We start from the raw sequence: 20,116 nt of genomic DNA on the forward strand, positions 1-20,116 counted from the left end.
TTGTCACCGGGACCCCGCCGAGGCTCACGCCTCCAGCTTGTACACGTCCAACCGCCCGCACATCCCGAACTTCCCCTCCTCGGAGGGCTGTTCAGCCCGCACGACCGCATCGCGCAAGTGTGAGGCGTCCCCCCGCCCGAGCCGATCGAGCTGCTCCCCCGTGGCCTGGGCCGCCGCCAGCGCTCCCCGCTCCCAGCGCTCCCGCCACTCCCCCAAGCGAGGCCGGACCAGAGCGGCGGCGGACTCGTGGAAGGCGGCCAGGGCGTCGGGGGACTCGCGCAGTACCCGGTACCCCTCCAGTGCCAAGTCACGGCGTTTACGGGCGACTCGCTCCTGTTCCTCGCGAGGCACGTCCACCGGGATCCGGGTCACCGACGCGTATGTGTCGGGGTCCGTCAGGTACTCGGGGGGAAGCGTCAGGACCGCGTCCCCCGCCTCCGGAAGCCCGCTGTTCTGCATGAGGACGGCGATCTGGAGGTCGTCCTCGTTGACGAGGCGGTGGATCGTGCCGGGCGTGAACCAGGCGATCGTGCCCGGCGTCAGGGGGGTGACCTCGTAGCCGGACGCGGTCAGGGTCTGGACCGCACCCCGGCCGCCGGTCACGACGTACCCCTCCGAGCAGGCCAGATGCATATGGGGAGTTCCGCCGCAGAGCCCGTCGGCGGCGGGCCAGTCGTACACGCACAGCCGCGACACCCCGACCCCACCCGGCACCCCCGCGAAACCACTCACCACGGCCGCCCCTCAAGGTACTTGGCGATATCGTCCCGCTCCCAGGCCCCGTCGGCGACGACGACACGGTAGCGGCGGGTCAGCGTCTCCCCCGGCGGCAGCTCCAGTTCCTCGTAGAAGGCCCAGGAGGGAGCGATCGCGGCGAAGGGCTCGTTGCGGACGAACCAGTGCGCGGGATGCCCGCCGGCGTTCTCGGGAGCGTGGGCGAAGACGACCGTCGCGTACCCGTCGGCCCCGTCGTGCTCACCGGAGAGCGCGAGCCATTCCCCTTGCGTACCCATGAGTTCGGGCCCCTCCCCGTCGGGCCCGATGATGCGGCCGTCCCGGAAGGCGCGGGGCCCGCGCCAGAACAGCCCGGTGTACCCGGCCATTTCCCGCCCGGCGGTGGTGGGACTCCCGAACAGCAGAGGTTCCGTACGCCGGTTGGTGATGGCGCTGGTCCATGTCAGCGCCCAGGACCGGGAGTCGAGGTCGACGTCGTGGACCTCGACGCGCCGCGTCTCCTCGGCCCACAGCTCACCGTCGTAGGGGTGCCAGGTGAGCCGCTCGGCGATGACGACGCGCCCGGCGTCGGCGGACACCTCGTCGAAGGCGACGTGCCGCATGGACCCGACGCGTTCGGGGAGCGCGAGGTAACCCTCCCCGTGGACATAGGAGTTGCCGCCCCAGAGGTTCGCGCCGGAGAGGTGCGAGGCGGTCAGCGAGAGCCCCTTGTGCCACCGGTGGTCGTTGGGCCGGTAGTCGGTGACGACGTCGCCGGCGAGGGTGCGCAGGGGGTGGAGGTACGGCTTGGGCGCCTCCCAGTCGGCCTCGGCACGGTAGACGTACGACAGGAGTTCGACGCCGGTGACGGGCTCGGTGACGGTGATGTGGTCACCGTGCGCGTGGACGACCCGCAGTTCCTCGCTCACGCGGACCCCTCCTCGGGCGCCCAGCCGGCCGCGTCGCCGTGCAGGGCGGTGTAGTACGGGTCACCGGAACCGATCTCGCCGCGCCGGACGGTGACGTCGGTGAACGCCGACTTGTAGAGGGCGCTGATGAGTTCGAGGCTCGCGCGCCCCTCCTCGCCGCTGAGCCGCGGCCGTTCACCGGCACGCATGCTGGCGACGAGTTCCCGGAGCTGTTCGAGGTGCGAACTCGGCACGTCCGTACCGAAGTCGAGCCAGTCGGCCAGCTCCTCCTCGGACACGCCGGGCGCGGGGGTGATGCGCCAGTTCGCGTTGGAGTGGCCGTAGAGGTGGACGAGTTCGACGGTCGCGCGCTCGCAGTCGATGCGGATGCGGCTGACCTCGTCGGGGCTGAGGACGCTGTTGACGACGGTCGCCATCGCCCCGTTCTCGAACCGCACGAGCGCGGTGGACACGTCCTCGGTCTCGACGTCGTGCACGAGCCGCCCGGCCATCGCGCGGACCTCGCTCCAGGGTCCGAGCAGGTCGAGCATGAGGTCCATCTGGTGGATGCCGTGTCCCATCGCGGGCCCGCCGCCCTCGGTGGCCCAGCGCCCGCGCCAGGGGACGGCATAGTACGCGGTGTCGCGGTACCAGGTGGTCTGGCAGTGGACGACGAGCGGCCGGCCGAGCGCCTTCTCGGCGAGGAGGCGACGGATGTGCCGGGTGCCGGAACCGAAACGGTGCTGGAAAACGATGGAGGAGTAAGGACCCGTCTCCGTGCCTTCCTCGGCGGCGACGGCGTCGTACTCGGCAAGGGTGAGGACGGGCGGCTTCTCGCACAGCACCCAGGCGCCACCGCGCAGCGCGGCCTGGCTCTGGGCGCGGTGCAGGGTGGGAGGGGTACAGATGGTGACGAGGTCGGGGCGCTGCTCGGCGAGCATCAGCTCCAGGTCGGTGTACGGATGCGGGACGCCGCTCTCCGTGCAGAACTTCTCGACGGCGCCGGCGTCGATGTCGACGGCCGCGACGACCTCGACCTCGCCCTCGGCGGCGAGTTCCTGGAGCGCGGGGAGGTGGGAGCCGCGGGCGATGGCGCCGGTGCCGATGACGGCCGCGCGGATCCTTCGGCCGGTGAGGGGAGCGGTCGGGGGCATGGGGGTGATCAGCACTCCTCGGTCTGGCGGCCGTACGCGCGAGCGGGAGACGGCATCAACCTCCGCAGCAAGCGCTTTCTCTCGCCAGCAACGTATGCGCCGGTGGCAGGGTGGGTCAACAGGTCAAAGGGGGCGAGAAGGGGCGGACGGGCGCGGTGGTACGACCATCGCACGGGCTGTCCGCGCGGCCCCTGTGCCGGGCCTGTCCACCCGGGACGCTACGCTGCCCCCTGCACCCGTTGATCTCCGCGCGCGGCGTGCTGCCCTGTCGCCGGCAGTCGTCGTAGCCGCGTTCCTCGTCTGTTCCCGATCGCCACTTGGACTCCGTAACCTCATGTCTTGGTTTGAATCCCTCATCCTCGGACTCGTCCAGGGGCTGACCGAGTTCCTCCCCGTCTCCTCCAGCGCGCACCTGCGGCTCACCGCGGCGTTCTCCGGCTGGAAGGACCCCGGTGCCGCGTTCACGGCGATCACCCAGATCGGTACCGAAGCGGCGGTGCTGATCTACTTCCGCAAGGACATCGGGCGGATCATCGGGGCCTGGTCCAAGTCGCTCTTCAAGAAGGAGATGCGCTCCGACCACGACGCGAAGATGGGCTGGCTCGTCATCGTCGGCTCGATCCCGATCGGCGTCCTGGGGCTCACCCTCAAGGACCAGATCGAGGGCCCGTTCCGCGATCTGCGCATCACCGCGACGATGCTCATCGTCATCGGCGTCGTCATGGGTGTCGCCGACCGGCTCGCGGCCCGCGACGAGGCCGACCGCAGGCACCGCGCGCCCAAGCAGCGCAAGGCCCTGGAGAACCTCGGCGTCAAGGACGGCCTGATCTTCGGCCTCTGCCAGGCATGCGCCCTCGTCCCCGGCGTCTCCCGCTCCGGCGCGACCATCACGGGCGGCCTCTTCATGGGCTACAAGCGCGAGGCCGCCGCACGCTACTCGTTCCTCCTCGCGATCCCGGCCGTCCTCGCGTCCGGCCTCTTCGAGACGAAGGACGCGCTGGAGAGCGACCACGTGTCCTGGGGTCCCACGATGTTCGCCACCGGCATCGCCTTCGTCACCGGCTACGTCGTGATCTCGTGGTTCATGAAGTTCATCAGCACGAAGTCGTTCATGCCGTTCGTGTACTACCGGGTGGTGCTGGGGGTCGTGATCATCGCGCTGGTGACGGCAGGGGTGCTGAGCCCGCACGCGGCGGAGTCGGCGGGCTAGGAGCAGGACAACGCGGGGCTGTATCACTGTGCGGCCCCCCCTTCGACCGGCGCTATCTCCCGTACGCCTCGTCGCAGATCCGGGCTTCGGGACTGCCCTCCCGCCACCCCCCGTACTGCCGCCCCAACGCGCACACATCCGCCTGCCGCCGAACCTCCGACTCCACATCAGGAATCTCGATCCGCGGCCCGGCAGGCTCATGGGGCACGGCGGGACGCCGAGGGTGAGCCTTCTCCCGGCCCCCCGCCTCCTCCCGCCCCCGCGCCGCAGGCACGGGCACCGGCTCCGCCCCCCTGCGCCGCGCCGGAGCCTCCGTCCTCGTCGGCGCGACCATGTCAAGCGCCTCCCGGGCCGGCGCCTGGATCACCCGAGCCCTCCCCTTCCCGTCGGGACGGGGCAACGGCGGCACAGCGGGCGCGGGCACGGCGGAAGCCCCCGGCGCGGTCGGATGATGCTGGACGGTCACGCATCCGGTGAGAGCGGACGCGGCGACAGTCACCAGCAGGGTCGCGGTAGTCGTCGTACGGTGCACCCGCGCAACTCTGTCGGCTCCGGCGCCCGAAGGGGCCGTGGACAAGCGGAGGTTGCCCCGCAAGGGTGATCTCCTGCCCCGTACGGACGGCTCACGTCAGCCGGAACTGACGTCACTCCCCGGTGGCGCCGTCGATCAGCTCGCGCAGCAGATCCGCGTGCCCGTTGTGCCGCGCGTACTCCTCGATCATGTGCGTGTAGATCCACCGCAGGTTGAACGGCTCCCCGCTGGACCGGCCCTTGCCCCGGGACAGCTCGTCGAGCCCGTACCGCGCGGCGTTCTCGCGGGCGAGCGCGATCTCCTCCTGCCAGGTCCCGTACGCCTCGGCCCAGGTGTCCGCCTCGGTGAGGTGGAACTCCCCGTCCGGATCGGCGTCGGTGAAGTAGATCCCCCCGATGTCCTCCCCCACGAGCACCGCCCGGAACCACCCCCGCTCGACCTCCGCCATGTGCCGCACCAGCCCCATCAACGACAACTCCGACGGCGGCACGGCGGCGGTCCTCAACTGCTCATCACTGAGCCCCTCGCACTTCCACGCCAGAGTCTGCCGGTGGTACTCCAGCCACCCCTCCAACATCTCTCGCTCGGACGCGTCCTGCGCGGGCTCGGTTCGCTCGATGCTCATGCCCGGCATGATCCCCCACCTCACCCCACCCGACCACGCCTTTTCACCCGCCGAGCATCCCCCGCAACAACTCCCGCGCCCCGTCCCGCACTCCTGCCACCGGACGCCGTACGGAAGGCGAGTCGGCGGCCGACCTGGTCGTGGCGGCCGACGGCGTCCACTCCGCCGTACGCAAGGCCCTCGTCCCGCACCAACCCGGCGCGGTCTACGCCGGGTTCACCACCTGGCGCGTGCTGGTCCCCTCGCCCGGCGTGGAGTTCGCGTCGCACGAGACGTGGGGGCGGGGGCAGTTGTGGGGCTCGCATCCGCTCAAGGACGGCCGGGTGTACGCGTACGCCGCCGCCCTCGCCCCCGAAGGACAGCGCGCCGCCGACGAACGTGCCGAACTCCTGCGCCGGTACGGCAGTTGGCACACCCCCGTGCCGGAGATCCTCGACGCCGTCCGCACCGGGGACGTGCTGCGGCACGACGTCCACCACCTCGCCGTCCCCCTTCCCGCCCTCCACCACGGCCGGGTCGCGCTGCTCGGGGACGCCGCGCACGCGATGCCGCCGACTCTCGGGCAGGGCGGCAACCAGGCGATCGAGGACGCCGTCGTCCTCGCGCACCACCGCGCCGACCTGCCCGCGTACACGGCCGCGCGCCTGGCCCGCACGACGGGCATCGCCCGGAAGGCGGTACGGGCGGGGAGGCTGAGTCTGCTGTCCGGCGCCACGGCAACGGCGATCCGGAACGCGGCGATGACGGCGCTCTCGGCCGCCGGACCCGCGCTGTTCCTGCGCGGTTTCGACGGGATCGCGGACTGGCGGCCCCCGTATGCTGCGGAGCGGACGGCGACGTGAGGAGTGGGCGTGAAGGTCGGCTGCATCGGGCTCGGGGACATCGCGCGGAAGGCGTACCTTCCGGTGCTGGGCGGATCACCGGGACTCGATCTGCACCTGCACACCCGAACTCCCGCGACGCTCAAGGACGTCGGGGACACGTTCCGGGTGCCGGTCGCCCAACGGCACACCGACCTCGACGAGTTGCTCGCCCAGGATCTCGACGCCGCGTTCGTGCACGCGCCCACCGCCGCGCACCCGGAGATCGTGACGCGGCTGCTGGAGGCCGGCGTACCGACGTACGTCGACAAGCCGCTGGCGTACCGACTCGCCGACTGCGTACGGCTGGTGGAACTCGCGGAGGCGCGCGGCGTCTCGCTGGCCGTCGGGTTCAACCGGCGTCACGCACCCGGGTACACGCAGTGCGCCGACCATCCGCGCGAGCTGATCCTCATGCAGAAGAACCGCATAGGGCTCCCGGAGGACCCGCGCACGATGGTGTACGACGACTTCATCCACGTCGTCGACACGCTGAGGTTCCTCGTGCCGGGCGAGGTCGAGGACGTCACTGTGCGCGGGCGGGTCGAGGACGAGCTCCTGCACCACGTCGTCCTGCAACTCGCGGGCGACGGTTTCACCGCGCTCGGCGTGATGAACCGGCTCAGCGGGTCGAACGAGGAGGTCCTGGAGGTCTCCGGGCAGGACACCAAGCGGCAGGTCGTCAACCTCGCGGAGATCATCGACCACAAGGGCCAGCCGAGCGTGCGGCGGCGCGGGGACTGGGTGCCGGTGGCCCGGCAGCGGGGCATCGAGCAGGTGGTGCTGGCGTTCCTCGACGCCGTGCGCGCGGGCAAGACGCTCAGCGCACGGGACGCGCTGGCGACGCATGAGCTGTGCGAGCGGGTCGTGCGCGAGGTGTCCGCCTGAGGGTGACGGCGTACGCGGCGAGCGTCAGGAGGGCCGCGTACACCGTCCAGTCGCCGTAACGGGCATACAGGGTACGGCCGTTGGCCAGCGGGACCTCGTACACGGCCGTCGCGCTCGTGCTCGTGCCGAGGGTCCTGCCGACGCGGTGGCCCGACGGGTCGTACACGGCGGAGACGCCCGTGAGCGTCGCGTGGACGAACGTCCGGCCCGTCTCGGCGGCGCGCAGGGCGCCCAGTGACGCGTGCTGCGCCGGGGCCCAGCTGTGCTGGAACGACGAGGTCGAGGACTGGGCGACGAGGATGTCGGCGCCCTTGCGGGCGAGGCTGCGGCTCATGTCGGGGAACGCGGTCTCGAAGCACACCATCGGGCCGATCCTCAGATCGTCGCCCACGTCCATGACGACCTGGTGCGTGCCGCGTTTGCGGTCCTCGCCGGCCGCCTTCCCGACGGACGTCGCCCAGCCGAGCAGCGAGCGTGCCGGGATGTACTCGCCGAACGGCACCAGCCGCATCTTGTCGTACCGGTCGCCGGTCGGGCCGTCCGGGCCCACCAGGATCGAGCTCTTGTAGATGCCGGGGCGGTCCGAGCGGCGCGCGTCCACGTTCACGAGGATGTCCGCGCCGGTCGCGCCCGACAGTGCGGCGAGGCGTCCGGCCAGGTCGGGGCGGTCCTTCAGGTCGTACCCGACACTGCTCTCGCCCCACACGATCAGATCGACATCTTGTCCGATCAGCTGCCGGGTGAGCTGCTCCTCGCGGTCGAACCGGCGGTCGGGTCCGTCGATCACGCCGGCCTGGACGACGGCGATCCGGGTACGGCCGGTGGTCTCGGGGCGCGGCGCGCCGACGTACGCGGCGGAGGCCGCCGTCGCCGTGGCCAGCAGCGCGGCCACGGCGGGCGTACGGGAGGCGGGTACGGCGATCAGGATCGCGAGGGCCGTGTTGACGGCGACGACGAGGAAGCTGAGCAGCCACACACCGCCGACGGAGGCGAGCCGCAACGCCGGTCCGACCTGCCACTGACTGGCGCCGAGCATGCCCCAGGGGCCGCCGAGACCTTGCCAGGAACGGACGAGTTCGACGAGGAGCCAGGCGGAGGGGAGGACGAGGAGGGCGGTCGCGGTTTGTTTCCGGGTGGGGGGTGTTTGGGTGGGAGCGGGGTGACTGGGGGCGTCTCGGCCGGGCACTTCCGCGCCGGACATGCCTCGGCCCGCCCCCTCCGCGCCGGACACCTCACCACCGACCTTGCCCCGGCCGGACACCTCGCCGCCGAGCTTGCCCCGGCCGGGCGCCTCCCCACCGAACCCGCTCCGGCTGGACACCTCGCCACCCGGCCCGCCCCCGCCGAACACCTCACCATCGACCTCGCCCCGGCCTGGCACCTCACCACCAGGCTCTCCCCGACCGCGCCACCTCCACCCGGTGCGATCATCCGACCCGCCGCTTTCGGGCCCCGTACCCAGCAGCCTCCGTACCAACCACCCCCACGGCCCCCACAACGCCCCCAGCAACCCCGCGATCACGAACGTGAACACGTTCAGGCTCGGCAGCAGCCAGTGATGCATCGCCAGCATGAACCCGAACCCCCCGGCCCACCCCTCGTGCACCGCCCGCTTCCCGGTCGGCGCGGTCCGTACGAGGAGCAGCCACGGCACCAGCGCCGCGTACGCCCACCACCACAGCCCCGGCGCGGGGAACGCGAGCACCGGCAGGGCGCCGGCGAGCGCGGCGAGCGCCGTACGGGTACGGGGGGAGGTCGACCAGCGGGTTGTCATACGGCGCCTCCCTGTCGATGTGCGTCCAGTGTGCGCGGGTCCGGCGGTCTACGACAGGGGCGGCTCGGCCAGTCGGCGCCATTTCTCCTCGACGACGACCTCCGTGAACCGCCATCCGGCGGACGTCCGCACGAGCGCGAACGCGTACCGTCCCCCGGCGACGAAGTCCGGCACCGTCCCGGGCGCCTTCCCGTTCGCGAACCGCATCGGATTGACGAAGTCCGCCCGCACGCGGGCCGTGTCCCCGAGATCCTGCTCCAACTGCCCGAACACGACCCGCCGGTTGACGATCAGGTGCTGCCGCATCACGAACAACGGCATACTCTCCGCCAGCCACGCCACGACCTCCCCCACACCCCCCTCGATCCCCCCGGCCGACGTGTAGTCGGCCCGCCCCTCCTTCACGAACAACGCCTCGTACGCCCCCCAATCGGCGTCGTCCACGGCCCTCGCATAGTCGGTGATCAACTCGTCGACGGCCAACCGGTCCATCACGGTGGCAAGTTCCACACGCTGGGTCATACGACCGAGTCTTGGGGATCACGGGGACGGAGCCAAGAGCCCACGGCAAACCGTCCTTGAGTTGATATTCGATGGCCCCGCCCCTGCCCGACCGGCGAGGCTTGCCCCGTGGAATATCCGAAGTATCAGATCCGGGCCCGGCACACCGACACCACCCTCACCGTGTACCAGGCGTACCGGCCGGAGATCGGCCTCCCCGCGGCCCGCGCCGGGCGGTTTCCGGCCGCCTGGAGCCGGACGCGGATGACGTGGATCAAGCCCAGCTTCCTGTGGATGATGTACCGCTGCGGGTGGGGCGAGAAGGAGGGCCAGGAGACCGTCCTCGCCGTCGAGATCCGGCGGGAGGGGTTCGAGTGGGCGTTGCGGAACGCCTGCCTCTCGCATCACGTACCGGACCTGCACGGTGAACCGGCCGACTGGAAGCGGGAGTTGAAGCGTGCGCCCGCGCGGGTGCAGTGGGACCCGGAGCGGAACCTGAGGTTGGAGGCGCTGCCTCATCGGTCGCTCCAGCTGGGGCTGGCGGGAGAGGCGACGGAACGGTACGCCGACGACTGGATCGTGGGCATCGAGGACGTGACCGGCCTGGCGAAGGAGGTCCACGCACACGTGCGGGCCGGTGAACTGGACGCGGCGGCCTCGCTGTTGCCGGAGGAACGGCCGTACGAGACGGACGAGTCGGCGCTCGCACACCTGCGCAGGGACTGAACAGGCGTCGCACGCCGTGGATCTATGGTGAGGTCCGCTGTCGCACACTCCGGAGGCCCGCATGTCCCCTGTCACTGTCGTCACCGGTGGGAGCCGTGGCATCGGCGCGGCGGTCTGCCGTCGACTGGCTGCCGACGGGCACGACGTGGCGATCGGGTACGTCCGGGACACCGGCGCGGCGCAGGAGGTCGCCGGCGCGGTGCGGGACGCCGGTGCGCGCGCCGTCGTCGTACGGGCCGACACCTCCGTCGAGGCGGACGTGGAGCGGCTGTTCGAGGTCGCCGAGGGGCGACTCGGCGCGGTGACCGGCCTCGTGAACAACGCGGGGGTCACCGGCCCGCTGGGCCGCCTCGCGGACGCCGGCCCCGTGGATCTGCGGCGCGTCGTGGACGTCAACTTCCTTGGCGTACTGCTGTGTTCACGCCGGGCGGCGCAGCTGATGGCCCCTCGGGGCGCCGGGTCGATCGTCAACATCTCGTCCGCCGCGGCGACACTCGGCAGCCCCGGGGACTATGTGCACTACGCCGCGAGCAAAGCGGCCGTCGACGCGCTGACCGTCGGGCTGTCCAAGGAGTTGGGGGCCGACGGTATCCGCGTCAACGCGGTCGCGCCGGGGATGATCGACACGGAGATGCACGCGGCGATGGGGGATCCGGGGCGGGCGCACCGGGCGGCGTCGGCGATCCCGCTGGGGCGGCCGGGGCGGGCCGAGGAGATCGCGGGGGCGGTGGCGTGGCTGCTGTCGGGGGAGGCGGCGTACACGACGGGGGCGGTGCTGCGGGTGGCGGGCGGGAGGTGAGCGGACGCGGAGGTCCGGGAAGCAACGCCTTGGCGGCAACTGGCGTAGATCGTGCGCGCACACTCACGCCGACACGACGAACGCCCTCCCCGTGAAGCGCTACGCCGCCTCGACCACCTCGCCGCGTATCGCCTCGGCCCACTCCACGACCAGCAGTTCGTACTCCGCCCGCTCGTGCGCCGACAGTGACCCGCCCGCGCGCAGCCACAACGACCTGATCCGCTCGTTCAATTCTGCAGCGGACCGCACGGAACCAGGGGCACCAGGATCGGGGGACATGCGGACAAGCCTAGGGGCAAGCGCTGACAGTCCGCTACCACCCGGCTACCCGAACCGTATGGGGTTGGTCACGGCATTGTGGATCAACGCCCTTACGGCTCAGGAGGGTTGACGCCCGACGCCGTACGCGGCACACCACTCACCCGCGTCCGGCACCGCCCGGTACCCCCGCGCACCTCACCGCCCGACCGGCCCCCAGAACCCCCACACCTCCCCCTCTCCCTCCCCCAGCCTCTCCGCGAGCCGCTCGATGGCCTCCCGCACCCCCGAGCTGTACCCGTCCTCCCCCAGCCCCCGGGCCGCCACCCGGGCCGCCCGCAGATGTGTGCGTGCCGCGTCGGGACGCCCCAGCTTCTCGTAGTCGGCGGCGAGGTTGAGGTGCAGGGAGGGATAGAGCGAGCGGACGGCGGACGGCGCCTCGTCGGCGGCGGTCAGCGCCCGGAGGTCCCAGGCCAGCTCGTCGGAGGGGTCGTCCTGCGTGTCCGCGAGGTAGTGCGCGAGCGTGCACCGATGCGCCGAATCCCCCTCCTCCCCCATCTCCACCCACATCTCCAGCAACCGGTCCCGCGCCTCTTCCCGGTCACCCCCGTGATGCAGCATCACGACCTGCCCGATCCGCGTCATCAACGCGTCCGTGACCTCCTGCTCCCGCTGCTCCGCCACCGCGTCCTCCGTGCCAGGTCGTCCATGCCACCCACGACGCTAACCGCACGGACCGAAGATCCCGGTCGGCGACACCAGACGCCACCCGGCGCGACCGGCCGACGCGTGCCCCAGCAGGCGCCGACCGGCCGGAGCATCTGCGTTACTTCAGGTTGGGAATCGTCCAGTCGATGGCCGCATGCCCCTGCGCGGCCACAGCCTCGTTGATCTGCGTGAACGGCTGGGACCCGAAGAACCCGCCCTTGGCGGACAGCGGCGAGGGGTGCACCCCCTGCACCACCACGTGCCGCTCCTCGTCGATGAGCCGGGCCTTCTTCTGCGCGTAGGCCCCCCAGAGCACGAACACGGCGGGATCCGGCCGAGAGGCCACCGCGCGGATCACCGCGTCCGTGAACTTCTCCCACCCCTTGTTCTTGTGGGAGTTGGCCTCACCGGCACGAACGGTCAGCACGGCGTTGAGCAGCAACACGCCCTGCTGGGCCCACGGCATCAGATACCCGTTGTCCGGGATCGGCGCCCCCAGCTCGGAGTTCATCTCCTTGTAGATGTTGCGCAGGGACGGCGGAATCCGCACACCGGGCCGGACGGAGAAGCAGAGCCCGTGCCCCTGCCCCTCCCCGTGGTACGGGTCCTGACCGAGGATCAGCACCTTGACCTGGTCGTACGGCGTGGCCTCCAGCGCCGCGAAGACCTCCTCGCGGGGCGGGTAGACGGGACCCTTCGCCCGCTCCTCCTCCACGAACTCGGCCAGCTCCTTGAACCAGGGCTGCTCCAGTTCGTCCCCCAGGACCCCGCGCCAGGACTCGGGCAGCATGGCGGTGTCGGTCACGTCATCGTCCTTCGGTCGTGCGATGTCTTCCACTTCCAGAACTTACCGCCGCCCACTGACAATCGGCCCCGCAGCCCCTCTCACCAGCTCGTCTTCCGCGACAGCTCCCACACCATCATGATCGTCGCCGGGTCCAGCGACCGCTCCCCGCCGGCGATGTCCTCGCTCGCGGCGAGATACTGCTTCCCCTGCCACAACGGCAGCAGCCGCACGTCGTCGACGAAGAGCTGCTGGGCCTCCTGGAAGTCCTTGACGACGTCGGCACGGTCGCTCTGTTCGCGGGAGCGCGGCAGCAGTACGTCGGTGATCCGCTTGATGTCGTAGGGCGTACCGAGCGCGTTCTGCCGCCCGACGAAGGGCGCGACGAAGTTGTCGGGGTCGGGGAAGTCCGGCTGCCACCCGCGCCCGAACACGGGGTACTCCCCCTTCTGGTACCCGAGGACGTACGTGTTCCAGGGCCGGCTCTTGAGCGTCACCCGGAACAGCCCGGACGCGTCCAACTGGGCCTTGATCTCCTTGAATTCGAGCCCGGTGTCGGAGCCGTACCGGTCGGTGGTGTACCAGAGGGTGAGCGGTACGGGCGTGGGGACGCCAGCCTCGTCAAGGATCTTGCGCGCCTTGCCGGCGTCGGGTTCGCCGAAGACGTCGAAGTACGGCGTGGTGTGCCCGGTGAGGCCCTGCGGGACCATGGAGTACAGGGGCTCGACGGTGTCCTGGTAGACCTTGTGGGCGATGGCGCCCCGGTCGATGGTCTGGGCGACGGCCTTGCGTACGGCGATGTTGTTCGCGGCCGGGTCCTTGGGGTTGAAGACGAGGTAGTTGATGGCGCTCCCGGCGCCGTCGTGCAGTTCGAGTCCCTCGTTCTCGTCGCTCTTGTTCTCCAGGGAGACGACGTCGTCGGCGGCGAGTCCCTGGTAGGTGATGTCGATGCCGCCGCCGCGCAGGGACTTGACCATGCTGGCGGAGTCCTGGAAGTAGCGGATGGTCACGGCGTCGTTCTTGCGGTCGGCGGACCCCTTGTACGTGGGGTTGCGGACGAGGACGGCCTCTTTGCCCTGGTCGTAGGCGTCGAGCCGGTACGGCCCCGAGCCGATGACCCGGGAGTCCTTGCGCAGCGAGTTGTCGGGGTAGGCGACGGCGGGCACGAGGGAGAGCGCGGGGGTGGCGAGGACGAACGGGAAGGTCGCGTCGGGCTTGTTGAGCCGGAAGACGACGACGCGCTCGCCCTTGGTCTCGACCTTGTCGAGGGAGCCGAGGAGCCCGGCGGGACCGGTCTGCGCGTTGATCGCGAGGATGCGGTCGACGGAGTGCTTGACCGCCTCGGAGTCGAGCTTGTCGCCGTTGGAGAACTTCAGCCCGGCTCTCAACTCGCAGCTGTAGACGCGGTGATCGGCGCTGAAGGAGCAGCTCTGGGCGGCGTCCGGCTCGGGCGAGGTCGCCCCGTTGGGGTAGGAGAGCAGCGTCTGGTAGACGTTGCGGAACAGCTCCCAGGAGCCGTCCCAGGCACCGGCCGGGTCGAGGGTGCTGGGCGCGCTGGTGGTGCCCACGACGATGGGCCCCTTGTCCCCGGAGCCGCTGTCGGAGAGGTAACCGCAGCCCGCGGCCATCCCGAGCGAGGCGATCGCCGCCACACCCCGCAGGCTTCGCTTCATGAACACGCGCACGCTCCTCGATCAGCCGTACCAAGGGGGGTTGGCGCGAGACCCTACCGCAGTGCGGGGCGGCGTGAACCGGTTCCTCGTACACGTATTCGTACGAGGAGGAGCACGAGGAGAAGTACGCCGAAGGCGCCGCCCCCGGTCAGGAGCGACGCCTTCGCAAAGATGCCTGAACGCGCTTATCCCACAGCCGCGTTGAGGAAGATCCCCCCGTCGACCACGAGCGTCTGCCCGGTGATCCAGTCGGACTGGTCGGACGTCAGGAACGCGGCCGTCCCCCCGATGTCGGACGGCACGCCGAGCCGCCCGAGCGGGTACGCGGCAGCCGCCTCCGCCTCACGCCCCTCGTACAGCGCCTCGGCGAACTTCGTCTTCACGACGGCCGGCGCGATCGCGTTGACCCGGACCTTCGGCGCGAACTCGTGCGCGAGCTGCTGGGTGAGGTTGATCATCGCGGCCTTGCTCATGCCGTACGCGGCGATGAACGGCGAGGGCGCGAGCCCGGACACGGAGGCGATGTTGACGATCGCGCCGCCGTTGTCCTTCTGCCAGGCGTGCCAGGTCTTCTGCGCGAAGCCGAGCGCGGAGATCACGTTGGTCTCGTAGACCTTGCGGGCGACGTTCAGGTCGAGGTCGGCGAGCGGCCCGAACACCGGGTTGGTTCCGGCGTTGTTGACCAGGAAGTCGACGCGCCCGAAGGCTTCCATCACGCGGCCGACGACCTCGGCCTGGTGGTCGAGGTCGTGCGCCTTGCCGGCGACGCCGATGACCCGGTCGGCGCCGAGCCGGTCGACGGCTTCCTTGAGGGCGTCCTCGTTGCGGCCGGTGATGCACACACGGTCGCCGCGCGCGACGAGTGCCTCGGCGACGCCGTACCCGATGCCTCGGCTGGCGCCGGTGACCAGCGCGACCTTGCCGGAGAGTTCAACAGTCATGGAGGGCTTCCTAGTTGAGCGGACCGCCGGCGACGTACAGGACCTGGCCGGAGACGAATCCGGCCGCCTCGCCGGTGAAGAAGGCGATGGCGTTCGCGATGTCCTCGGGCTCGCCGACGCGCTGGACGGGGATCTGGGTCGCGGCGGCCTTCTTGAAGTCCTCGAAGTCCATGTTGACCCGGTCGGCGGTGGCCTTGGTCATCTCGGTGGCGATGAAGCCGGGCGCGACGGAGTTGGCGGTGATGCCGAACTTGCCGAGCTCGATGGCGAGGGTCTTGGTGAAGCCCTGCAAACCGGCCTTGGCGGCGGAGTAGTTGGCCTGGCCGCGGTTGCCGAGCGCCGAGGAGGAGGAGAGGTTGACGACCCGGCCGAACCCGGCGTCGACCATGTGCTTCTGGACCGCGCGGGTCATCAGGAACGAGCCGCGCAGGTGCACGTCGAGGACGGTGTCCCAGTCGGACGCGCTCATCTTGAACAGCAGGTTGTCGCGCAGCACGCCCGCGTTGTTGACGAGGATCGTCGGGGCGCCCAGCTCGGCGGCGACGCGTGCGACGGCGGCCTCGACCTGCGCCTCGTCGGAGACGTCCGCGCCGACGGCGACGGCCTTGCCGCCGGCCGCGGTGATCTTCTCGACGGTGTCCTTGCAGGCGGCCTCGTCCAGGTCGATCACGGCGACCGCGCGGCCCTCGGCGGCCAGCCGTACGGCGGTGGCGGCGCCGATGCCGCGCGCCGCGCCGGTGACGATCGCGACGCGCTGTTCTGTGGTGGACATGTGCTGCTTCTCCTCGCCCTTGAGAAAACCCTCTGGAAGAACGCCGGTCGGCCCTCGCCATACAGTGAGCAACCGCTTAGTACCTTCGCCACCCGTGACGCTAGAAGCCCCGGCACTCCGTGTCAACGGGCCACCCGGCCGGTGTGATCGAAACCCCGCCGATCACCTCACCAGCAGATCCAGCAACCGCTCCGCCTCGGCCGCCGGGTCCCCGGTCAGCCCGGTGTGCACGGGCCCCGGCTGCACGACGGTCGACCGGGGCGCGACGAGCCACCGGAACCGTTTCCCGGGATCGTCCCCGGCGCTCTGCCCGCCGGCCTCGCAGACCCGCTCCACGGCCCCCAGAGCCGCCCGCACGCCCTCGACGTCCGCCCGGGGGTCCAGCGCGAGCAACCGCGCCTCGTCGAGATGCGTACGGGCCCCCACGTACCCCTTGGCGCGGCAGTACACCAGCACGCCCGCGTTGACGCACTCGCCGCGCTCCACGCGCGGGACGACGCGCAGCAGCGCGTACTCGTAGACGTCCCCGGCGGAGTTCCGTCCGTCCCGGGTGATGTGCCGCTCGGTGAGCTGTCCGGCCATGTGGGTGAGGTGCTCGGTCATGCGCTGATCCCCTTCACGCGCGTGTGGATGTCGGCCGCCCGCGCCAGCAGCGGTGCCGCGTACGCCCGGCGCAGCGCGTCGGGGTCGTCGAAGCCGGTCTCGCCGGTCAGCCACTCGTCCGGGATCTCGGCGGTGACCTCGGCGAGGAGTTCGGCGGTGACCTGCGGGGCGAGGTCGGCGGCGGCGCCCGCGACGTCGGGCGCGAAGGTCGCGAGGGCGTGGTCGGAGGCGTCGTAGGGACGCGCGGCGGAGGCTTCGGCGGACGGCCAGTTGTGGTGCCAGATCATCGTCGCGCCGTGGTCGATGAGCCAGAGTTCGTCGCGGTGCATGAGCAGGTTCGGGTTGCGCCAGGAGCGGTCGACGTTGTTGATCAGCGCGTCGAACCAGACGATCCGCCCGGCGTCCTCGGCGCTCACCTCGAAGGCCAGCGGGTCGAAGCCGAGCGCCCCGGAGAGGAAGTCCATCCCGAGGTTGGTGCCGCCGCTGGAGCGGATCAGGTCCTGCACCTGCTGGTCGGGCTCGGCGAGCCCGAGGACCGGGTCGAGCCGTACGGTGACCAGGCGCGGCATGCGGAATCCGAGCCGCCGGGCCAGCTCGCCGCAGACGACCTCGGCGACCAGCGTCTTGCGGCCCTGGCCCGCGCCGGTGAACTTCAGGACGTAGGTCCCGAAGTCGTCGGCCTCGACCAGACCCGGCAGCGAACCGCCCTCCCGCAGGGGCGTGATGTAGCGGGTGGCGGTGACGTCCTTGAGCATCCGCCCAGGTTACCGAGGGCGGACCGACAGCTCGACGACAGCTCTGGCTTACGCCCGCCCGACCGCCCGCACGCGAGTATCGCGGGACGTCCGGATCGGGGGCCGCGCTGAACGGTTCGCGGCCAGGAACCGTACCCGTGTGCGTATCCCGAGAATCCCACCCCCCGAAGGGAAACCTCAGCATGACCAGCGGACCGCTCAAACCCCTCGCAGGACCCGCTCGCCGCACCGTCGTCACGGCGGCCGGAGCCGCGGGGCTCGCCGTCGCGCTGACCGCGTGCGGAAGCTCCGACGACGACTCGTCGCCGGCGGCCGGCTCGAACGACAGCGGCACCACGGGCTCGACCGGTTCGACGGGTACGTCCGAGTCCCCGGCGGCGACCGGCGGTTCGGCGGGCGGCAAGGCCCTCGCCGCCACCGCGGACATCCCCGAGGGCGGCGGCAAGGTCTTCGCCTCGGAGAAGGTCGTCGTCACCCAGCCGACGGCCGGCACCTACAAGGCGTTCTCCGCCGTCTGCACCCACCAGGGCTGTGCGGTCAAGAGCGTGGCGGACGGCGTCATCAACTGCCCCTGCCACAACAGCAACTTCTCCATCGAGGACGGCAGCGTGAAGAGCGGCCCGGCCCAGAAGCCGCTCCCGTCGGTGGACATCGCGGTCAGCGGCACCAGCATCACCCTGGCGTAGCACCGGAGTTGAACCCCGCCACCACCTCGTCCGTGGTCGCGACCGTGGCGACCAACGCGAGCGTGTGGCGGACCATCGCGGGGGTGTACTCCGACGGCACCCCCGCGATCGCGTCCGACGCGACGACGACCGTGTAGCCCGAGTTCACCGCGTCGAACACCGAGTTGGGGATCGCGACATTCGCGGACACCCCCACCACGACCAGCGTCCGGCAGCCCAGGTTCCGCAGCAGCGCGTCCACTTCGGTCCCGTGCAGCGGAGACAGCCCGTGCAGTCTCCGTACGACGATGTCGCGCCCGTCGACCTCGATCGGCGCCGCGATCCGCACCGCGTGCGAACCGGCGAGCTGCTGGACGGGCAGCCGCTCGGCGGCCCGGAACAGCCGCGCGTTGCGGCTCGCGCCCTTCCCGTCCGGCCGGCGTTCCGCGACCGCGTGGACGACCTGTACGCCGGCCGCGTGCGCGGCGGCGACCAGCCGGGCGACGTTGTCCAGTACGCCCGACTTCCTTGCCTCGGCGGCGAGTTGAGGTAGGGCCGCGTCCTCTCCGACGACCCCCTCCTGGCACTCCACCGTGAGCAGAACCGTATTCCCGGTATCGAGAATCACATCTCCTCCTGGCTTCCGGGTCGCCCGAGAGGGTAGCCACCATTGCGCCGGCCCGGAAGGCGGCCCATCCTGGTTTCTGACGATCCGTCAGAGGATCTTTCGGTGTCCTGTGAGGAAACCCAGCGGGGCCGGACGTAAGGAAAGACGGAACGAGCCAACAGAAAAAAGGGGGCCGCATGACCGCCACTCAGCGTCGGGGCCGCAAGATCATGATGACGCCGGGGGAGCTGGACGAGTTCCTCGACACCCAGCGCACCTGCCGGGTGGCCACGGTGTCGACGGACGGCGCTCCGCACGTCAGCGCGCTGTGGTTCCTCTGGGACGGGACCTCGCTCTGGCTGTACTCGGTCGTGCGTAGCAAGCGGTGGACCCATCTGCGCCGGGATCCGCGCGTCGCGATCGTCGTCGACACGGGCGAGGAGTACGACCAGCTCCAGGGCGTCGAGCTGTCCGGGACCGTCGAGTTCGTCGGCGAGATCCCGCGCACGGGGGAGCTGTGCGCCGAACTCGACGCCGTGGAGACGCGGTTCGCGCGCAAGAACTTCCGGGTGGACTCGATGCCGCACGACGGGAGGCACGCGTGGATACGGCTGACGCCGGAGAAGGTGGTGTCGTGGGACTTCCGGAAGCTGGGCTCCTGAACGGGAGTTGCGGGCGGCCGGGCGGCCCGGGGTCCGTTCAGGGGATCTGACGTTCGCTCAAGCCACCTTCTCCGACGCCGACTTGAGCGCCCCCACCGCCGCCCTGATCGACGGGCGGCGGTCGGCGTCGGCGCGCCAGACGACGTACACGTGCCGACGCACGCCCTGCCGCAGCGGCACGGTCACCACGCCCTCGGGCACCGGGTTGCGGCCCAGCAGAGGCGCGATGCAGACACCCAGCCCGGCCTGGACGAGCCCGAGTTGGGTGTGCGTCTCGCCCGCCTGATGCGCGATCAGCGGCTCGATGCCCCGCGCCCGCAGCGTGAACTTGAGCCACTCGTGGCAGAACTCCCCCTCGGCCCACATCACCCACCCGTCCTCGGCGAACTCCCCGAGGTCGGCCTCGGCGCGCCCGGCGAGCGGATGGTCCGCCGGCAGCGCGACGGCGACCGGGTCGTCGAGGAGGTGCGCTTTGGCGAGCCCGTCCGGCAGCGGCATCGGCTTGTTGTACCAGTCGAGGACGACGGCCAGGTCCAGGTCACCGCCGACCACCCCGGCGACCCCGCGCTCGGGCTCCAGCTCCCGCGAGCGCACCCGCAGCGCCGGATGGTCCCGCCGCAGGGCGCCCAGCGCGGCCGGGAACAGCCCGCGCGCGGCGGTCGGGAACGCCGAGATCCGCAGCTCCCCGGCAACCTCCCCGCGCTGCGCCTCCAGATCGGCCTCGGCGACCTCGACCTGCGACAGGATGCGCCGCGCGTGCTCGGCCAGCAGCACCCCGGCGTCCGTCAGCCGCACCCCGCGCCCGTGCTTGGCGAGCAGCTGCCGCCCCGTCTCGCGCTCCAGCTTGGCCAGCTGCTGGGAGACCGCCGAGGTCGTGATGTGCAGGACCAGCGCGGCGGCACTCACCGAGCCGTGCCGGGCGAGGGCGTCGAGGGTGCGCAGGCGCTCCAGGTTCAACATGTAAGCAATACTACGAGGTACCTCGCTCGAATTCTCG

Annotated in this window: 22 protein-coding genes and 1 pseudogene; 7 read left to right on the forward strand and 16 right to left on the reverse strand. The window is 71.1% G+C overall.

Annotation, left to right across the window (positions count from 1 at the left end; translation table 11 throughout):
- Positions 1-24: 24 nt before the first annotated feature.
- The 3 genes from ACQCO7_RS06890 to ACQCO7_RS06900 are packed head-to-tail and all read right to left on the reverse strand — an operon-like array spanning position 25 to position 2,776.
- Positions 25-735 carry a cupin domain-containing protein gene (locus ACQCO7_RS06890; RefSeq protein ID WP_464070991.1) on the reverse strand — a complete coding sequence of 237 codons (711 nt, stop codon included), beginning with the start codon at positions 733-735 and terminating at the stop codon, positions 25-27.
- A complete protein-coding gene (locus ACQCO7_RS06895; RefSeq protein ID WP_464070992.1) occupies positions 729-1,643 on the reverse strand; it encodes a DUF6807 domain-containing protein in 915 nt (304 codons plus the stop codon). The genes ACQCO7_RS06890 and ACQCO7_RS06895 overlap by 7 nt, the downstream gene beginning before the upstream one ends.
- Complete coding sequence (locus ACQCO7_RS06900) at positions 1,640-2,776, reverse strand: Gfo/Idh/MocA family protein (RefSeq protein ID WP_464070993.1); 1,137 nt, start codon at positions 2,774-2,776, stop codon at positions 1,640-1,642. Before ACQCO7_RS06900 ends, ACQCO7_RS06895 begins: the two co-directional genes overlap by 4 nt.
- 334 nt (positions 2,777-3,110) lie before the next feature.
- Between ACQCO7_RS06900 and ACQCO7_RS06905 the strand changes: the two genes are divergently transcribed.
- The gene (locus tag ACQCO7_RS06905) at positions 3,111-3,986 is read left to right on the forward strand and encodes an undecaprenyl-diphosphate phosphatase (RefSeq protein WP_464070994.1); all 876 of its coding nucleotides are present in this window, start codon (positions 3,111-3,113) and stop codon (positions 3,984-3,986) included.
- Positions 3,987-4,630: 644 nt separating this feature from the next.
- On the opposite strand, the gene ACQCO7_RS06910 is transcribed toward ACQCO7_RS06905, so the two are convergent.
- Positions 4,631-5,143 (reverse strand): DinB family protein, encoded by a 513-nt coding sequence (locus tag ACQCO7_RS06910; protein WP_464070995.1) that lies wholly within the window; start codon positions 5,141-5,143, stop codon positions 4,631-4,633.
- A 92-nt stretch (positions 5,144-5,235) separates the two neighbouring features.
- On the opposite strand from ACQCO7_RS06910, the pseudogene ACQCO7_RS06915 reads away from it, so the two are divergent.
- Positions 5,236-5,985 (forward strand): annotated as a pseudogene (locus ACQCO7_RS06915) (FAD-dependent monooxygenase); the annotation flags it as partial.
- 9 nt (positions 5,986-5,994) lie between these two features.
- Positions 5,995-6,891: a Gfo/Idh/MocA family protein gene (locus tag ACQCO7_RS06920; protein WP_464070996.1), complete on the forward strand. Its 897-nt coding sequence runs from the start codon at positions 5,995-5,997 to the stop codon at positions 6,889-6,891.
- On the opposite strand, the gene lnt is transcribed toward ACQCO7_RS06920, so the two are convergent.
- Both lnt and ACQCO7_RS06930 read right to left on the reverse strand, forming a co-directional pair.
- Entirely contained in the window at positions 6,824-8,665 is a 1,842-nt protein-coding gene (lnt, locus tag ACQCO7_RS06925) for an apolipoprotein N-acyltransferase (protein ID WP_464070997.1), read from the reverse strand. The genes ACQCO7_RS06920 and lnt overlap by 68 nt on opposite strands.
- A gap of 48 nt (positions 8,666-8,713) precedes the next feature.
- Positions 8,714-9,187 (reverse strand): nuclear transport factor 2 family protein, encoded by a 474-nt coding sequence (locus ACQCO7_RS06930; RefSeq protein ID WP_464070998.1) that lies wholly within the window; start codon positions 9,185-9,187, stop codon positions 8,714-8,716.
- Between the two features lie 108 nt (positions 9,188-9,295).
- Between ACQCO7_RS06930 and ACQCO7_RS06935 the strand changes: the two genes are divergently transcribed.
- Together ACQCO7_RS06935 and ACQCO7_RS06940 are read left to right on the forward strand one after the other, a co-directional pair.
- A complete protein-coding gene (locus ACQCO7_RS06935; RefSeq protein WP_464070999.1) occupies positions 9,296-9,892 on the forward strand; it encodes a DUF4291 domain-containing protein in 597 nt (198 codons plus the stop codon).
- A 61-nt stretch (positions 9,893-9,953) separates the two neighbouring features.
- Entirely contained in the window at positions 9,954-10,691 is a 738-nt protein-coding gene (locus ACQCO7_RS06940; protein ID WP_464071000.1) for an SDR family oxidoreductase, read from the forward strand.
- 99 nt (positions 10,692-10,790) lie between these two features.
- Here the strand turns inward: ACQCO7_RS06940 and ACQCO7_RS06945 are convergent, their stop codons facing one another.
- The 8 genes from ACQCO7_RS06945 to ACQCO7_RS06980 form a co-directional block, all read right to left on the reverse strand.
- Positions 10,791-10,970 carry a hypothetical protein gene (locus ACQCO7_RS06945; protein ID WP_075662633.1) on the reverse strand — a complete coding sequence of 60 codons (180 nt, stop codon included), beginning with the start codon at positions 10,968-10,970 and terminating at the stop codon, positions 10,791-10,793.
- 177 nt (positions 10,971-11,147) lie between these two features.
- Positions 11,148-11,633 (reverse strand): hypothetical protein, encoded by a 486-nt coding sequence (locus ACQCO7_RS06950; RefSeq protein ID WP_464071001.1) that lies wholly within the window; start codon positions 11,631-11,633, stop codon positions 11,148-11,150.
- A 142-nt stretch (positions 11,634-11,775) separates the two neighbouring features.
- Complete coding sequence (gene ung, locus ACQCO7_RS06955) at positions 11,776-12,462, reverse strand: uracil-DNA glycosylase (RefSeq protein ID WP_029184414.1); 687 nt, start codon at positions 12,460-12,462, stop codon at positions 11,776-11,778.
- 80 nt (positions 12,463-12,542) lie between these two features.
- The gene (locus ACQCO7_RS06960) at positions 12,543-14,114 is read right to left on the reverse strand and encodes an ABC transporter substrate-binding protein (protein ID WP_464071002.1); all 1,572 of its coding nucleotides are present in this window, start codon (positions 14,112-14,114) and stop codon (positions 12,543-12,545) included.
- Positions 14,115-14,299: 185 nt separating this feature from the next.
- A complete protein-coding gene (locus ACQCO7_RS06965; RefSeq protein ID WP_464071003.1) occupies positions 14,300-15,055 on the reverse strand; it encodes an SDR family oxidoreductase in 756 nt (251 codons plus the stop codon).
- Between the two features lie 10 nt (positions 15,056-15,065).
- A complete protein-coding gene (fabG, locus tag ACQCO7_RS06970; protein ID WP_464071004.1) occupies positions 15,066-15,827 on the reverse strand; it encodes a 3-oxoacyl-ACP reductase FabG in 762 nt (253 codons plus the stop codon).
- Positions 15,828-15,989: 162 nt separating this feature from the next.
- Positions 15,990-16,409, reverse strand: coding sequence for a DUF3037 domain-containing protein (locus tag ACQCO7_RS06975; RefSeq protein WP_464077164.1), 420 nt, complete (start codon positions 16,407-16,409; stop codon positions 15,990-15,992).
- Between the two features lie 17 nt (positions 16,410-16,426).
- Entirely contained in the window at positions 16,427-17,185 is a 759-nt protein-coding gene (locus tag ACQCO7_RS06980; RefSeq protein WP_409116859.1) for a HipA family kinase, read from the reverse strand.
- A gap of 182 nt (positions 17,186-17,367) precedes the next feature.
- Between ACQCO7_RS06980 and ACQCO7_RS06985 the strand changes: the two genes are divergently transcribed.
- Complete coding sequence (locus ACQCO7_RS06985; RefSeq protein WP_464071005.1) at positions 17,368-17,871, forward strand: Rieske (2Fe-2S) protein; 504 nt, start codon at positions 17,368-17,370, stop codon at positions 17,869-17,871.
- Here the strand turns inward: ACQCO7_RS06985 and ACQCO7_RS06990 are convergent.
- On the reverse strand, positions 17,858-18,478 hold the full coding sequence (locus ACQCO7_RS06990) for a cysteine hydrolase family protein (protein ID WP_464071006.1): 621 nt from the start codon (positions 18,476-18,478) through the stop codon (positions 17,858-17,860). The genes ACQCO7_RS06985 and ACQCO7_RS06990 overlap by 14 nt on opposite strands.
- A 176-nt stretch (positions 18,479-18,654) precedes the next feature.
- On the opposite strand from ACQCO7_RS06990, the gene ACQCO7_RS06995 reads away from it, so the two are divergent.
- Positions 18,655-19,119: a pyridoxamine 5'-phosphate oxidase family protein gene (locus tag ACQCO7_RS06995; RefSeq protein WP_010358220.1), complete on the forward strand. Its 465-nt coding sequence runs from the start codon at positions 18,655-18,657 to the stop codon at positions 19,117-19,119.
- Positions 19,120-19,176: 57 nt separating this feature from the next.
- Here ACQCO7_RS06995 and ACQCO7_RS07000 read toward each other — a convergent pair whose 3' ends face one another.
- Complete coding sequence (locus ACQCO7_RS07000) at positions 19,177-20,079, reverse strand: LysR family transcriptional regulator (protein ID WP_464071007.1); 903 nt, start codon at positions 20,077-20,079, stop codon at positions 19,177-19,179.
- Positions 20,080-20,116 lie beyond the last annotated feature (37 nt).

This window comes from Streptomyces saintjeani (assembly GCF_055409605.1).

Excerpts from the sequence above, each read along its gene's own strand:
- ACQCO7_RS06900 (WP_464070993.1), bottom strand. The coding sequence starts at position 2,776 with ATGCCCCCGACCGCTCCCCTCACCGGCCGAAGGATCCGCGCGGCCGTC.
- ACQCO7_RS06905 (WP_464070994.1), top strand. The coding sequence starts at position 3,111 with ATGTCTTGGTTTGAATCCCTCATCCTCGGACTCGTCCAGGGGCTGACC.
- ACQCO7_RS06910 (WP_464070995.1), bottom strand. The coding sequence starts at position 5,143 with ATGAGCATCGAGCGAACCGAGCCCGCGCAGGACGCGTCCGAGCGAGAG.
- lnt (WP_464070997.1), bottom strand. The coding sequence starts at position 8,665 with ATGACAACCCGCTGGTCGACCTCCCCCCGTACCCGTACGGCGCTCGCC.
- ACQCO7_RS06930 (WP_464070998.1), bottom strand. The coding sequence starts at position 9,187 with ATGACCCAGCGTGTGGAACTTGCCACCGTGATGGACCGGTTGGCCGTC.
- ACQCO7_RS06940 (WP_464071000.1), top strand. The coding sequence starts at position 9,954 with ATGTCCCCTGTCACTGTCGTCACCGGTGGGAGCCGTGGCATCGGCGCG.
- ACQCO7_RS06945 (WP_075662633.1), bottom strand. The coding sequence starts at position 10,970 with ATGTCCCCCGATCCTGGTGCCCCTGGTTCCGTGCGGTCCGCTGCAGAA.
- ACQCO7_RS06960 (WP_464071002.1), bottom strand. The coding sequence starts at position 14,114 with ATGAAGCGAAGCCTGCGGGGTGTGGCGGCGATCGCCTCGCTCGGGATG.
- ACQCO7_RS06965 (WP_464071003.1), bottom strand. The coding sequence starts at position 15,055 with ATGACTGTTGAACTCTCCGGCAAGGTCGCGCTGGTCACCGGCGCCAGC.
- fabG (WP_464071004.1), bottom strand. The coding sequence starts at position 15,827 with ATGTCCACCACAGAACAGCGCGTCGCGATCGTCACCGGCGCGGCGCGC.
- ACQCO7_RS06975 (WP_464077164.1), bottom strand. The coding sequence starts at position 16,409 with ATGGCCGGACAGCTCACCGAGCGGCACATCACCCGGGACGGACGGAAC.
- ACQCO7_RS06980 (WP_409116859.1), bottom strand. The coding sequence starts at position 17,185 with ATGCTCAAGGACGTCACCGCCACCCGCTACATCACGCCCCTGCGGGAG.
- ACQCO7_RS06985 (WP_464071005.1), top strand. The coding sequence starts at position 17,368 with ATGACCAGCGGACCGCTCAAACCCCTCGCAGGACCCGCTCGCCGCACC.
- ACQCO7_RS06995 (WP_010358220.1), top strand. The coding sequence starts at position 18,655 with ATGACCGCCACTCAGCGTCGGGGCCGCAAGATCATGATGACGCCGGGG.
- ACQCO7_RS07000 (WP_464071007.1), bottom strand. The coding sequence starts at position 20,079 with ATGTTGAACCTGGAGCGCCTGCGCACCCTCGACGCCCTCGCCCGGCAC.